Source organism: Cupriavidus neocaledonicus (genome assembly GCF_000372525.1).
In the GTDB taxonomy this organism is placed as follows: Bacteria; Pseudomonadota; Gammaproteobacteria; order Burkholderiales; family Burkholderiaceae; genus Cupriavidus; species Cupriavidus neocaledonicus.
In genome coordinates, this window is record NZ_AQUR01000095.1 from 112635 (window position 1) to 127716 (window position 15082).

8 protein-coding genes are annotated in these 15082 nt (G+C 69.5%); all 8 read right to left on the reverse strand.

Going from position 1 to position 15082, the window contains the following annotated elements:
* Position 1 precedes the first annotated feature (1 nt).
* Positions 2-1117 carry a YbdK family carboxylate-amine ligase gene (locus A3AG_RS0114935; RefSeq protein ID WP_018006189.1) on the reverse strand — a complete coding sequence of 372 codons (1116 nt, stop codon included), beginning with the start codon at positions 1115-1117 and terminating at the stop codon, positions 2-4.
* Positions 1117-2343, reverse strand: a complete 1227-nt coding sequence (locus A3AG_RS0114940) for a cation:proton antiporter (RefSeq protein ID WP_018006190.1) — start codon at positions 2341-2343, stop codon at positions 1117-1119. Before A3AG_RS0114940 ends, A3AG_RS0114935 begins: the two co-directional genes overlap by 1 nt.
* A gap of 166 nt (positions 2344-2509) precedes the next feature.
* Positions 2510-4492 (reverse strand): tetratricopeptide repeat protein, encoded by a 1983-nt coding sequence (locus A3AG_RS0114945; RefSeq protein WP_018006191.1) that lies wholly within the window; start codon positions 4490-4492, stop codon positions 2510-2512.
* A 152-nt stretch (positions 4493-4644) separates the two neighbouring features.
* Positions 4645-5796, reverse strand: coding sequence for a branched-chain amino acid ABC transporter substrate-binding protein (locus A3AG_RS0114950; protein WP_018006192.1), 1152 nt, complete (start codon positions 5794-5796; stop codon positions 4645-4647).
* Between the two features lie 169 nt (positions 5797-5965).
* Positions 5966-9949 carry a trifunctional transcriptional regulator/proline dehydrogenase/L-glutamate gamma-semialdehyde dehydrogenase gene (gene putA, locus A3AG_RS0114955; protein ID WP_018006193.1) on the reverse strand — a complete coding sequence of 1328 codons (3984 nt, stop codon included), beginning with the start codon at positions 9947-9949 and terminating at the stop codon, positions 5966-5968.
* 195 nt (positions 9950-10144) lie between these two features.
* A complete protein-coding gene (locus A3AG_RS0114960) occupies positions 10145-12463 on the reverse strand; it encodes a primosomal protein N' (RefSeq protein WP_018006194.1) in 2319 nt (772 codons plus the stop codon).
* A 523-nt stretch (positions 12464-12986) separates the two neighbouring features.
* On the reverse strand, positions 12987-14078 hold the full coding sequence (gene hemE / locus A3AG_RS0114965; RefSeq protein WP_026164204.1) for a uroporphyrinogen decarboxylase: 1092 nt from the start codon (positions 14076-14078) through the stop codon (positions 12987-12989).
* Positions 14079-14130: 52 nt separating this feature from the next.
* Positions 14131-15081, reverse strand: coding sequence for an alpha/beta hydrolase (locus tag A3AG_RS0114970; RefSeq protein WP_018006196.1), 951 nt, complete (start codon positions 15079-15081; stop codon positions 14131-14133).
* Position 15082 lies beyond the last annotated feature (1 nt).

The following is a 15082-nucleotide window of genomic DNA, read 5'->3' on the forward strand; positions in this document are numbered from 1 at the left end:
CTTACGTCGCCCAGCGCTCGCAGGCCTTGCGCACGGTTTCGCGCTGGCTGCGCGCCTCGGCGTCGACCTGGCGCAGCCAGTGCGCGTCGCCGTCGCGGTGCGCGGCCAGCGCGCGGATATTGGCCAGCGCCTCGAGCGAGCCGAGCGCCTCGGCATGCGGCACCAGCGCGTCGCAGATCGACAGGATATGGTCCGCGATCGGCATGCGGGTCAGTTCGTTGGGATGCACGTATTCGCCCTCCAGCCCGAAGCGGCAGGCCTGGAAGCGGTTGAAGGTGTACACCAGGTAGTCGTCTTCCTGCGGCATGAACGGGCGCGACAGCAGCAGGTAGCGCGCCAGCATCTGGATATACGCGGCGATATCGCAGGCGCGCTGCACCGTCAGCGGCGTGTCCATCACGCGGACCTCGATGGTGCCGAACTCCGGCTTGGGGCGGATATCCCAGTAGAAGTCCTTCATGCTTTCGATCACGCCGGTGTTGCGCATCTTCTCGAAGTACGCGGTGAAGGCGTCCCAGGTCAGCAGGAACGGCGCGCGCCCGCTCATCGGAAAGGCCGCGACCGAATTCAGCCGCGCCGAGGCAAAGCCGGTATCGACGCCCTGCACATAGGGCGACGACGCCGCCAGCGCGACGAAGTGCGGCACATAGCGGCCGATGGCATGCAGCAGGAACAGCGATTCGTCGGCACTGGGGCAGCCGATGTGCACGTGCTGGCCGAACACGGTGAACTGCTTGGCCAGGTAGCCGTAGAGTTCGGAGATGTACTGGTAGCGCGGCGAATCGGAGATGGTGCGGTCGGACCATTGCTGGAACGGATGCGTGCCGCCGCCGGCAATGCCCAGGTTCAGCGAGTGCGACGCCGCCACCATCAGGTCGCGCATCACCGTCAGTTCTTCCAGCGCCTGCTGGTAGCTGTGGCAGATGCCGGTGCTGATCTCGATCATCGACGGGCTGATCTCTGGCTTGATGTCGCCGGCATGCTCGGCGCCCTTGAGCGCGCGCAGCAGGTCGGGCGCGAACGGCGCCAGGTCATAGTCGTGCCGGTTGACCAGCTGCAGCTCCAGCTCGACGCCGAAGGTCAGCGCCTCGGATTGCTTGAACGGTTCGAGCGACATCAGCGCCCTCCTCCATTGGCCCGCATATCGACGCGGACTTCGCCGGCGTAGCGCAGCGCCCAGGCCGCGATCACGGGACCGAAAAGTTGTTCGATGGCCAGCGCGCACAGGATGATGGCCGTGAGGGGCTGCCCGGTGCCCGGGTACAGGCGCGCGACGTCATGCATCAGCAGGTAGGCCAGGCCCGACATCGGCGCCAGCGCCAGCCCCAGCGCCATGCACTGGCGCAGGCTCAGGCCCGAGAACGATCCCAGCGACACCACCCCGGCGAACTTGGCAACGTGGCGCAGCACCACCAGCGCGACGGCGTAGACGCCGCCCACGGCCCAGTCCTGCGCCGTCAGCGGCAGGCCCAGCGACACTACCATGACGATGATCAGCAGGCTGCCGGCGCTGCCGAAATGCGGCGGCCACACGTGCGGCTGGTCGTCCTGGTGCTTGAACACCACGCCGGCCAGCATCAGCGTCAGCGGCATCGACAATTTTAGTACCCGGGTCAGCGCCAGCGTGAACAGCACCAGGCCCACCAGCACCAGGAAGCTGTAGTGGTCGTCGGCCGACATGCGGCCGTAGATGGCATGGCCGAGCTTGCCCACCACCCAGGCCAGCAGGCACGAGCCCAGCAGCAGGTACAGCGGATGCAGCAGCGCCGCGCCCAGGTTGCCGTATTCCGAATGCAGCCAGCCGGTGGCGACCTGCACGATGGCGGCGGCATAGATGCTGTTGAGCGCGGCCATGGCCAGCAGCCGCTCCGTCACCTGCCCGTCGGCGCGCAGCTCGTTCTTGAGCTGCAGCACGATAGTGGGCGAAGTGCTGACCGCGATGCCCCCGGCCAGGATGGCCACGCCGGGCGAGGCGCCGATCCACTGCAGCACCGCCGCCACCAGGCCCCAGGTCAGCAGGCTTTCGAAGGCGCTGGTCAGCAGCAGCCAGCGGTTGGCGCGCAGCCAGCTCAGCGACAGCCGGTGCCCGAGCTCGAACAGGGCCAGCGCCAGCGCCATATCGATCAGGATACGGGTCTGGTTGATCATGTTCTCGTCGACGATGCCGCGGCCCAGCATGCCCGCGCACAGCCCCGCCGCGGCGTAGCCGACGATGCGGGGGCAGCGCAGCCAGCGCCGGCTCAGCTCGCCCGCCAGGCCGGCACCGACCAGGGCCAGTCCGACCCAGAAGAGGCCGCCGGGCGCGAGCGGGAGGCTAGGAAAAAGTTGGCTCAGTCCATTCATGGCGACATGGTAATGTAAGCACTTCACAATCCATGTCAGTGATTGTCCGACACCGCACCAAACGCGCGCCTTATTTCGGTCATCTTCCCGTAAAAAACGCCATCTGCGGATGGCGTTTTTTACATGGCTGACTTCTTCGGACGATTCGCTGGCCGCAAGAGACGTTTCAGACGCCCCACATCTTCCATACCGGACGGGTGGCCTTCAAGGCGGTCTCGACCTGCCCGTACAGCGCGCGCGTGGCGCCCTGCGCCGCACCGCGGGCGCGGGCCTGATCGAAGTAGCCGAGCGCGGCTTCGCGCTGCCCCTGCCCGAGCGCCGACTGGACCGCGCGCAGGTACACCTCGGCGTCCCAGTCGTCACGCGCGGCAAAGGCGGCGACGAAGTCCGCCAGCGCGGCATCGTGGCGGCCCGCCGCGTTGTGCACCAGCCCACGCTGTACGCGCGCGCCGGCCTGGTCCTGCGGATCGCCCTCGGTCAGCGCCACCGCCCGCTCGAACAGCGGCAGCGCGCGCTCGGGCTCGCCCCGGTCGCGCCAGACCTGGCCGAAACGGTTGTACAGCCAGGCATCCTCGACCAGCAGCGCGCGCCGCTGCTGGGTCTCGATCTCGGCCAGCGCATCGGTGCGGTCGTGCTCGTCCATGCCGTCCATGCGGGCCTGCAACAGCGCGGCATAGTAGGCGCGCGCATGCGCCATCGGGTGCGCGGCCTCGCTGCGGGCTTCCACCGGCAGCGCGTCCAGGCGCGCATCCATGTGCGCCATCGCGGCGCGCGCGGCCTCGGTCGGCTCGGCGCCGCCGAGGGCCTTCCAGGCGGCGATCATGCGGCTGAAGGCCCACGTCACGTCGGCCGGGTTGCGCTCGAGCGGGTAGCGGTTGAGCACCTCGCCCGCCAGCTCCGCCACCTTCTGGTGCTGGCCCGCGTCGGCGTGGCAATCGAGCAGGTCGATCCAGTGCTCGATGAACTCGCTCGCGGCCATGCCCTGGCGGTGCAGCGCGATGCGTTCGTCGGCATGCGCGGCGTCGGCAGGCAGGCTGCGCGCCAGCAGCCGGCACAGCAGCGAGTAGACATGGGGGTCGGCATTGCCGCCATGGCCGGCGGCATCGCCCTCGCCCGTGGCGAAATACCGGTCGAAGCGCGCCACGCCGGCGCGCCCGGCCTGCACCAGCAGCGGCCGCAGCGCGGCTTCGGCGGCGGGCACATCGTCGATGAACTCGCCCAGCGCCATCGCGGCGCGGTAGTAGCCGGCGCCGTCGTCGGAGTGCTCGGTCAGCGTGAAGCGCAGCCACGGCTCGCGCCCGGCCGGGTCGGTGCCGCCGGTGCCACCGGTACTGACCGCGCGCTGCGCCAGCTGGTAGCGCCAGGCCAGCTCGCGTACCTGGCTCTGCGGGTCGGGCACCTGGCGCAGGTAGACGCCGAGGTCGTCGAGCGCGCCCTCCAGGTCGCCGACGCCATGGCGCAGCGGCGCGCGCAGCCGGCGCGCCTCGGGGTGGTCAGGGTGCTCGGCCAGCACGCGCGCGGCCTGGTCGGCGGCGACGGCGTCGCCGGCCGCGGCATCGAGTTCGAGCAAATGCGGGTTGTCCAGCGCGACCCGGCCCAGGCACACGCGCATCAGCGGCTCCGCCGGCACGCCGGCGGCTTCGGTGCGGGCGAGGTAGTCCGACACCAGCGGCGCGATATCGTCAGCGCCCAGGTCGGGGTTGCGCACCATCAGGTCGTGCCAGTAGCGCGCCGCGCCTGCCATGTCGCCCAGCCGCAGCGCCGCCAGGCCGGCGTGGAAATGCGCGGCCCATTCGCCCGTCAGCAGGCCGCTGCGCTGCGCCGCCTCGTGCAGCCACGGGCGGGCCTCGGCATCGCGGCCCAGGCTCATCAGCATGGCGCCGTAGCGGTGCGCGATCACCCCGCGCGAGACCCAGCGGTGCGGCGGCTGCAGCGGCAGCGTGTCGAGCCGCGCCAGCGCCTCGTCCAGCACCGCCAGCGCGGCGGCGGCATCGCCGTTGTCAAAGTGCAGCCGCGCCCGCAGCGTGACGAAATCCACCACCTCGGGGCGCGCCAGCGACAGCTGGTCGGCAATCTGCAGCGCTTCGGCGAAGCGCCCCTGGTTGGCTAGCCCGATGGCGTGGTCGTAGCTGGCTTCCTGCTCGGACACGTACTGCTCCTATGGATGAAAAATGTGCGAGTGCGGGATTATGCGCCAATGGCGGGGATCGGGATTCGGTCCGGCCCGGCGCCGGCGCCCGGAAAAGAAAAAACGCCGCCCGCAGGCAGCGTTCTTCCGATGCGCCAGGCGCGGCCGGCAGCTTACTTGCCGCCCACCGTCTCCAGCACCGTCCACTTGCCGCCCACGACCTTGTAGACCGTGATGCCGCCGTCCTTCAGGTCGCCGCGCGCGTCGTACGCCAGGGTCTTGGTGGTCACGCCCTGCATGTTGGTGGCGGCCAGCACCGGCAGGTAGCGCGCCGGATCGGTCGAGCCGGCCTTGACCATGGCCGTCATCATCGCGGTGGCGCCGTCATAGGCGTACGGCGAATAGGTCTGGACCTTCGAGCCGAAGCGCTTCTCGTACTTCTTCTCGTAGGCGGCGCCGCCGGGCATCTGGTCCAGCGGCAGGCCGGCCAGCGACACCACGGTGCCTTCGGCGGCGGGGCCTGCGAGCTTGAGGAAGTTGTCGGTCTTGGACATTTCGCCCGACACCAGCGGGGCCTTGATGCCCAGTTCCTTGACCTGCTTGGCCATCGGCGCGGACTGGGTCTCGGCGCCGCCGTAGAAGATGATGTCCGGGTTGCTGCGCTTGATGTTGGTCAGCACGGCCTTGAAGTCCACCGCCTTGTCGTTGGTGAACTCGCGGCGCACGATCTTGCCGCCGGCGGCCTTGGCGGCCTTCTCGAACTCGTCGGCCAGGCCCTGGCCGTAGGCGGTGCGGTCATCGACGATGGCGATGTTCTTCGCGCCCAGCTTCTTCACCACGAAGGCGCCGATCACCGAACCCTGCTGGGTGTCGGAGGTCATCATGCGGAAGGTGGTCTTGAAGCCCTGCCTGGTGTATTCCGGCGCGGTCGCCATGGCGATCTGCGGAATGCCGGCGCGGTTGTAGACCATCGACGCCGGGATCGTGGTGCCCGAGTTGAAATGGCCCAGCATGCCCTGGATGCCGTTGTCGACCAGCTTCTGCGCCACCACCGAGCCGGTCTTGGGATCGGCCTGGTCGTCTTCGGAGACCAGCACGAACTTGACTTCCTTGCCGCCGATCTTGGGCTTGGTGGCGTTCATGTCCTCGATCGCGAGGACGATGCCGTTCTGCATGTCCTTGCCATACTGCGCCTGGCCGCCGGTCATCGGGCCGGCGTAACCCAGCTTGATTTCCTGCACCTGCGCGAACGCGGCAGAGGCGGCGGTCAGGCCGGCCAGGGTCAGGGCAACGGTCATTGCCGTCTTGTGGAAAGTCGAGCTCATCAGATCTCCTTGGGTCCCAAATGGTGCCGATGTGGTGCCGATGTGGTGTCGTTACCGGCAGTTGTATTGCGGCGCGGCCTGGCAGTGCCGCGCCGTGCTTTCTCTGCGCGGCGGGGCAGGATCGCCGCCACCGCCGCGCGCTTCGACATGACGCCGTCCGAGGGTTGCCTCAGCCGATCGTCATCAAACTGGCATTGCCGCCCGCGGCCGCGGTGTTGACCGAAAGCGAGCGCTCGATCAGCAGGCGGTCGAGCGCAATGTTCCGTTCCCCCTGCGCCAGGCCCTGCACGCCGATGATCGGACCGGGGCGCGCCGCGACCTGCTCGCACACCGTGCGCAGCTGGTCCGAATCGCCGTGGTGCAGCACCGCATCGATTGCCGTGTCCGCCGCGGTCCAGTCGGCCACCATGCGGACGCGCGATTGTACGCCCTTAGGCAGGCGCGCAAACAGCCCCCGACCGACAGGGTTTTCGAGCCAGACCGCCTCGGCGCCGACCGTCAGTACTGCGCCCAGCTGCAGCGCCAGATCGGCCTCCTGCATGGCCAGGCACAGCACCCGCTCGCGCGCCAGCAGGGTGTAGGTGTTGCGCTCGCCGGTCGGGCCCGCCAGCGTGACCGCCAGGCCCGCGGCCGAGGCCTCGGCGAAGCGCTCGCACGCGGCCGCCACTTCGGGCAGCTCGCGGCGCGCCCACTCGCGGAAGGCCTCGGTGGCGCGCACGGCCTCGTCGTCCGGCCCCACGGTCTGGGCTCCGCCGGCGCCGGCATTGACGTCCGCCGCGCGCACGCTGCGCGCCACCGCGTCCTGCGGACAGACCGACAGCAGCCGGTGCAGGTAGAGCGGGCCGCCCGCCTTGGGACCGGTGCCCGACAGCGCCTCGCCGCCGAACGGCTGCACTCCCACCACCGCGCCGACGATATTGCGGTTCACATACAGGTTGCCCACCCGGGCCCGGCTGACGATGAACGAGATGGTCTCGTCGATGCGGGTATGGATGCCCAGCGTCAGGCCATAGCCGGTGCCGTTGATCTGGCTGACCATGGTGTCCAGTGCCGCGCGCGGGAATCGCACCACGTGCAGCACCGGGCCGAAGACTTCGCGCTTGAGCTCGTCGATGCTGTCCAGCTCGATCAGCGTCGGCGGCACGAAGGTGCCATGGCGGCAGCTGGCGCCCTGCGCGGCGTTGGGGTCGGCCTGGTGGACGCGGCGGCCCTTGGCGCGCATCGCATCGATATGGCGCACGATGCCGGCGCGCGCTTCTTCGTCGATCACCGGGCCGACGTCGGTCGACAGGCGGTCCGGGTTGCCCATGCGCAGTTCCTGCATCGCGCCCTTGAGCATTTCCAGCACGCGCTCGGCCACGTCCTCCTGCAGGCACAGCACGCGCAGCGCCGAGCAGCGCTGGCCGGCCGAGTCGAAGGCGGAGTTGACCACGTCGCCGACCACCTGCTCGGCCAGCGCCGACGAGTCGACGATCATCGCGTTCTGGCCGCCGGTTTCGGCAATCAGCGGAATCGGGCGGCCGGCGGCGTCCAGGCGCCCGGCGACATTGCGCTGCAGGATGCGCGCGACCTCGGTCGAGCCGGTGAACATCACGCCCTTGACGCGGGCGTCGCCCACCAGCGCGGCGCCGACGGTCTCGCCGCGGCCCGGCAGCAGCTGCACCGCGCCGGCCGGCACGCCGGCCTCGCGCAGCAGCCTTACCGCGGCGGCGGCGATCAGCGGGGTCTGCTCGGCGGGCTTGGCCAGTACCGGGTTGCCGGCCGCCAGCGCGGCGGCGACCTGGCCGGTGAAGATCGCCAGCGGGAAGTTCCACGGGCTGATGCAGACCACCGGACCGAGCGGGCGATGGGTCTCGTTGTCGAAGCCGCGGCGCACCTCGGCGGCGTAGTAGCGCAGGAAGTCCACCGCCTCGCGCACTTCGGCGATGGCATTGGAGAAAGTCTTGCCGGCTTCGCGCATGATGATGCCCATCAGCGACTGCATCTGGGCTTCCATCAGGTCGGCGGCGCGCTCCAGCGCGGCGGCGCGCACGTCCGGCGGCGTCGCCTGCCAGATCGGCGCGGCCTTGACCGCGGCCTGCAGCGCGGCGTCGACGTCGGCCTTGCCGGCTTCGGTGACATGGCCGACCACGTCGCGGTGATCGGCCGGGTTCAGTACCGGCGTGGTGATGGCATCGGCGGCGCGCGCCACCTCGGCGCCCAGCATCGGCTCGGCAACGAGGCGCTCGCCGGTGCCGGCCAGCAGCGCCGACGACAGCGACGCCAGCCGATGCTCGTTGGCCAGGTCGATGCCGGCCGAGTTGGGCCGGCTCTTGCCATACAGCGTGCGCGGCGACGGAATGCGCGGGTGCGGCAGGCCCAGCACACCTTCGTCGCGATGCATGGCCTCGACCACGGCCACCGGATCGGCAACCAGCTCGTCGAGCGAGATGGTGTCGTCGGCAATGCGGTTGACGAACGAGGTGTTGGCGCCGTTCTCCAGCAGCCGGCGCACCAGGTAGGCCAGCAGCGTTTCATGGGTGCCGACCGGCGCGTAGATGCGGCACGGCCGGTTGTATTTGCCGTCGGCGGTGGGGCCCACCACCTGGTCGTAGAGCGGCTCGCCCATGCCGTGCAGGCACTGGAACTCATACTGGCCCGGGTAGTAACTGTGACCGGCGATCTGGTAGATGGCCGACAGCGTGTGCGCGTTGTGCGTGGCGAACTGCGGGTAGATCGCGTCCGGCACCGACAGCAGCTTGCGCGCGCAGGCGATGTACGACACATCGGTATAGACCTTGCGCGTATAGACCGGATAGCCTTCCAGCCCTTCCACTTGGGCGCGCTTGATCTCGCTGTCCCAGTAGGCGCCCTTGACCAGGCGGATCATCAGGCGGTGGCGGCTGCGGCGGGCCAGGTCGATCAGGTAGTCGATCACGAACGGGCAGCGCTTCTGGTAGCCCTGCACGACGAAGCCGATGCCGTTCCAGCCGGCCAGCTCGGGCTCGAAACACAGGCGCTCGAGCAGGTCCAGCGAGATTTCGAGGCGATCGGCTTCTTCTGCGTCGATGTTGATGCCGATGTCGTACTGGCGCGCCAGCAGCGTCAGCGACTTCAGGCGCTCGTACAACTCGCCCACCACGCGCTCGTGCTGCGCGCGGCTGTAGCGCGGGTGCAGCGCCGACAGCTTGATCGAAATGCCCGGACCCTCGTAGATGCCGCGGCCGCGCGAGGCCTGGCCGATGGCGTGGATGGCCTGCTCGTACGAAGCCAGGTAGCGCGCGGCATCGGCCTCGGTCATGGCCGCTTCGCCCAGCATGTCGTAGGAGTAGCGGAAGCCCTGCGCCTCGTACTTGCGCGCGTTGGCGAGCGCCTCGGATATGGTCTCGCCGGTGACGAACTGCTCGCCCATCAGGCGCATCGCCATGTCCACGCCCTTGCGGATCAGCGGCTCGCCGCCCTTGCCGATGATGCGCGTGAGCGCCTTGGTCAGGCCCGATTCGGTATGGGTGGCGACCAGCTTGCCGGTCAGCAGCAGGCCCCAGGTGGCGGCGTTGACGAACAGCGACGGGCTCTGGCCCAGGTGCGACTGCCAGTTGGCGCCGCTGATCTTGTCGCGGATCAGCGCATCGCGCGTGGCCTTGTCGGGAATGCGCAGCAGCGCCTCGGCCAGGCACATCAGCGCCACGCCTTCCTGCGACGACAGCGAGAATTCCTGGATCAGCCCCTGCACCAGGCCCTCGCGCCCCGTGCCCACCTTCTGCTCGCGCAGGCGCGTCGCCAGCGCCTTGGCCATCTTGATGGCGGCCTCGGCCTGCAGTTGCGGCAGGCGCGCCTGCTCCAGCAGCACCGGCACGCAATCGGTTTCCGGGCGGCGATAAGCCGACGTGATGGCGGCGCGCAGCACCGACTGCGGCTGGATGCTCTGCGCAAATTCCAGGAAGGGCTGCGGCGCGCCGTCGCCATGGAGCCCGTCCGCGCCGTCGCTGGTCTCGCCCTCGGCACCGGCCGCGCCGGCTTCGTACGGCAGGTGGCCGCGCTCGATCTGCTCGAGATAGCAGAAAATGGCCTGCTTGATCAGCCAGTGCGGGGTGCGGTCGATCGATTGGGCAACGCGCTTGAGGCGGTCGCGCGAGGCGTCGTCGAGCTTGACGCCAAGGGTGGTGGTGGCCATTGCGGGCAATTCTCCGAAAGACTGGAGCCGCCGCCGGTGCTACCTCGTCCGAGCCGACAGGCAGGGGCGCGCGACCGGCCGCAGCCTGTGAGCTGGCGCGATCTTACTCCCGAAAATCACCAAGGTGCAACCTTGTGCAACCCTATCGAAAACCCTAATCCACGGGTTGCACTCTGACTCCACATCGCTGGCCCGCTAGATCCGCAACGGGTCGATCTCCAGCTGCCAGCGCACTCCCTTCACCGCCGTGCCAACCTCTGCGAAAGTCTGTACCCACTCGGCCACGAACCGTTGCAGCACAGGGCGTGCGCTGGCTTCGACCAGCATCTGCGCACGCTCGCGGTTGAACACGCGCACCATCGACATCGGCACCGGATCATGCAGTTGCACCTCGGCCGCCAGGGTGCAGTGTCCGGCATGCCGGCGCGCGGCCTCCAGGAACTGCAGCGCGCGTTCCAGCTGCCCGTGTTCCGCCGTCACCAGCACCTGGAAGCAGAACGGGGGCAACCCGGCCTGGCGCCGCTCGCGCAACTGGCTGGCCGCGAATCCATCATAGTCATGGCGCGTCAGGGCCTGCAATGCCGGGGTATCGGGATAGCGGGTCTGGATCAGCACCTCGCCTGGCAGACCGGCCCGCCCTGCCCGCCCCGCCACTTGCATCAGCGACGCAAACAGGTGTTCGGCGGCGCGGAAGTCGTGGCTGAACATGGCCGCGTCCGGATGGACGATGCCGACCAGCGTCACGCGCTGGAAGTCGTGGCCCTTGGCCACCATCTGGGTACCCACCAGGATGTCGACCTCGCCCGCGTGGACCTCGTCGAACATCGCCTGGGCGCTGCCCTTGCGGCGCGTGGAATCCGCGTCGATGCGGGCAATGCGGGCCTGCGGGAAGCGTGCCGCCAGCGCTTCCTCGATGCGCTGCGTGCCGCGTCCGAGCGGCGCGATATCGACGTTGCCGCAGTCCGGGCAATGGTGCGGCACCGGCGCCTCGAGGCCGCAGTGGTGGCAGCGCAGGCGCCGTTCGGGCCGGTGCAGCACCAGGTACGCCGAGCAGCGCGGGCAGCCCGACAGCCAGCCGCAGCTGTCACAGGCAATCACCGGCGCGTAGCCGCGCCGGTTCAGGAACAGCAGGCTCTGCTCGCCGCGCGCCAGGCGCGCGTCGATAGCCTCCAGCAACGGCACCGACAGGCCCTCGAACAGGGCGCGCTGGCGCTGGCGCTCGTGGTTCAGGTCGACCAGCCGTACCGTCGGCAGCGCCGCATCGGCCTGCGCGCGCTCGCGCAGCACCAGCTTGCGGTAGGTGCCCTGCCCGGCCCGCCACCAGGTTTCCATCGACGGCGTGGCCGAGCCCAGTACCACCGCGATGCCGCGCTGCTTGGCGCGCCACACGGCCAGGTCGCGCGCAGAGTAGCGCAGCCCTTCCTGCTGCTTGTAGGAGGTGTCGTGCTCTTCGTCGACCACGATCAGCGCCAGCGCCGGCAGCGACGCCATTACCGCCATGCGCGTGCCCAGCACGATGCGGGCCTCGCCGCGGTGCGCCGCCAGCCACTGCAGGCTGCGCTCCTGGTCGGCCAGGCCGCTGTGCAGCACCGCCAGCGGCAACTGCGGGAAGCGCCCGGCAATGCGGGCCTGCAGCTGCGGGGTCAGGTTGATTTCGGGCACCAGCATCAGCACCTGCGCCTGCGGGTCGCGCGCCAGCACTGCCTGCATCGCATGCAGGTAGACCTCGGTCTTGCCGCTGCCGGTCACGCCGTGCAGCAGGAACGGGGCGAAGCCTTCGGCGTCGGCAATGGCTTGCACCGCCGCGCGCTGCTCGTCATGCAGCGGCGGCGCGGCCGAGGGCGGCCGGGCGGGGTCGGTCGGCAGCAAGGTGCGCGCGGTGCGGCTGGCCTCGACCCAGCCGGCAGCCTGCCATTCGGCCAGCCGCGATGGCGCGGCGGCGCAGAGGGCACGCGCCTGCGCCAGGGACAGCGCCGCGCCCGTGACAGCGCGGTCGGCCAGCGCCTGGGCAAGGGCACGCACGCTGCGGGCGCGGGGCGGCACGGCTGCCAGCAAGGTTTCTGCATGGCCCGGCAGTACGCGGTATGCGTCGGTGTGGGCACGCTGGGCCAGGTTGGGCCAGCTTTCCGCCTCGCGCAGCGCGGGCGGCAAGGCCGGCAACATCACTTCGCCGAGCCGGCGCTGGTAGTAGCGCGCGGCAAAGGCTGCCAGCCCGATCCAGTCCGGCTGCAGCGGCGGCAGCCAGTCCAGCCGTTGCGCCACCGGGCGCAGCTTGTCCGCTGGCACTTCGGATGCATGTGCGACTTCGACCGCCACGCCCACCATGCTGCGGCGACCGAACGGCACCACCACCAGGTCTCCCGGCGCGACGTCGGCAATGGCGAGGTAATCGAAGCAGTCGTCAGCGGGCGTGTCGAGCGCAACCCGGATCACGGATATCGATGCGGTCGACACCGCGGGGCCGGACGATGGCCCCGCAGGTTCGGCAGGGAGCGCGCCGTTATCGGGCAGCATGCACAACCGGAAAGCGCATCGCCGTGGGGCAGGCATGGGGACACTGACGGCGTGCCATGCCTGGGCGGAAAGTTAGTGTGCGGCGCAACATCAACTTAAAGTAAAACTTCAAATGTGGCCCTAAGTCGATGATAGATGACTGGTTTTCCACTAATTCCACCGCCCCTGTGGATAACTTTGTTGAAAAGTCGCTTGACGCGGCTCGGAAGGCCCGAGAAACAAGGGATCCACTGGTATCGACCCCTTCTTTGCAAATCTTCCAAAGCCTTAAAAATCAAGGGCTTGCAAACATCCCCCAGATAGGTTAGGGAATAACCCTGTCCCGCAGTGCGGCAAACCTATCGGTGTGCATAAGTCAAGGGTCGCCAATCAACTCTGTGCACCTTTTTGGCGGTTCCTGGCGAAAAAGTTAACTTGACACGGTACGGCCGCGCGGCTCGCGCAGCACTGGGTACCGGCGCGGCCGGAACGCTGCAGCGCGGGGCAGCACCGAATCGGCGCGTCCGCCTGCATACCGCCGCCGTCACTTCCCGGTCGCGCGCAGCTGGCGGCTGTGCCGGTGCACTTCGTCGACCAGCACGGAGACGCTTTCCGGCGGCGTGAATTGCGAAATCCCGTGGCCAAGGTTGAAGACATGGCCATCGCTGCCGCCGCCGGAGGCATAGCTGTCCAGTACGCCACGCACCTGCTCGCGGATCGCGGCCTCGGGCGCAAACAGCACGGTCGGGTCGATATTGCCCTGCAACGCCACGCGCCCGCCGGTGCGCCGGCGCGCCTCGGCCAGGTTGACGGTCCAGTCCAGCCCGATGGCATCGGCACCGGTGTCGGCCAGCGCTTCGAGCCACAGCCCGCCGCCCTTGGTAAAGACGATCGCCGGCACTTGCTGTCCGGCGTGCTCGCGCTTCAGGCCGGCCAGCACGCGGCGCATGTAGGCCAGCGAGAACGCCTGGTACATGCCGTCCGCCAACGCCCCGCCCCAGGTGTCGAAGATCATCACGGCCTGCGCGCCCGCCTCGATCTGCGCGTTCAGGTAAGCCGTGACCGCCTGCGCATTGATGTCGAGGATGCGGTGCATCAGGTCGGGGCGGCCGTACATCATCGCCTTGACCGTGCGGAAGTCGTCCGAGCCGCCGCCCTCGACCATGTAGCAGGCCAGCGTCCAGGGGCTGCCGGAGAAGCCGATCAACGGCACGCGCTGGCGCCCGTCCTGCACCAGCGCGCGGCGGATCTCGCGCACGGCGTCAAATACGTACTGCAGCGACGCCATGTCGGGCACGGCCAGCTTCTGCACGTCGGCCTCGGTGCGCAGCGGATGGGCGAAGCGCGGACCTTCGCCCTGCGCGAACGACAGGCCCAGGCCCATCGCATCCGGCACGGTCAGGATGTCCGAGAACAGGATGGCCGCGTCCAGCGGATAGCGGTCCAGCGGCTGCAGTGTCACTTCGGTGGCGTAGGCCGGGTTCTTGGCCAGCCCGAGGAAGCTGCCGGCGCGCGCGCGCGTGGCGTTGTACTCGGGCAGGTAGCGGCCTGCCTGGCGCATCAGCCACAGCGGCGTGTATTCGGTCGGCTGGCGGCGCAGCGCGCGCAGGAAGGTATCGTTCTGCAGTGCGGTCATGGTCATCCTCGTAAGACCGCCATTCTAAGGGATGGCCGCAGGCGGATGCCGCTCAGGCGTCGTCGATCATCCCCGCGAACGCCGCTGCGGCGCGACGCATCCATTCCCGAGCGCGGTCCGCCTCGGGCTGCAGCCGCGCGAAGCCATGGGTCATGCCGCTGGCTTCGATGGTGATGACCGGGGCGTCGTGGCGCACCAGGAAGTCGGCATAGGCCAGGCCGTCGTCGCGCAGCACATCGTGCGCCGCCACCATCAGCACGGTGGCCGGCGGCCGCACCGGCGGCGCGGCCATCAGGTGCACGCGCGGATCGGCGTGGGCAGCGCCCTGCGCCAGCGCCTCGGCGCCGATGAACTGGGTCCAGAACCAGGCCATCTCGTCACGCGTCAGCCCGGGGCCGTCGGCGAAGGCGCGATAGCTTTCGGTGCTGAGCACCGGTGCCACGACCGGATAAATCAGCAGCTGGGCGTCGACCCGCAAGCCGTCGCCGGCGTTGAGCCGCTGCGCTGCCTGCGCGGCAAGGTGCCCGCCGGCGCTGTCGCCGGCCACCGCCAGGAAGTCGGACGCCAGCCCCAGCGCCTGGCGCTGGCCGGCGAGCCACAGGACGGCTTCGGCGGCGTCGTCGCAAGGCGCCGGGAAGGCGTGTTCAGGGGCCAGCCGGTAATCGACGCTGGCCACGGCACAGCCGGTATCGGCCGCGAGCAAGGCCGCGACGGTATGGTGCGTCTGGGTCGAGCCGACCACCCAGCCGCCGCCGTGGAAGTACACCATCAGCCGCGGCGTGGCCACGCCGGCCGGACGGAACAGCCGTGCCCCGAGCGTGCGGCCGGCCAGCGCGAGGTCCAGCTGCTGCACGACCAAGCCCTCCGGATCGGGGCGCAACGAGGTGGCGGCAATCTCGGCGAAGCGGGCGCGCTGCGCCGCGACGTTCTCCGGCACCGGCGCCGTGGCGTAGCGTTCGGCCAGGCGGCGGTAATAGGCGAGCAGTTGCGGATCGATGGCCATG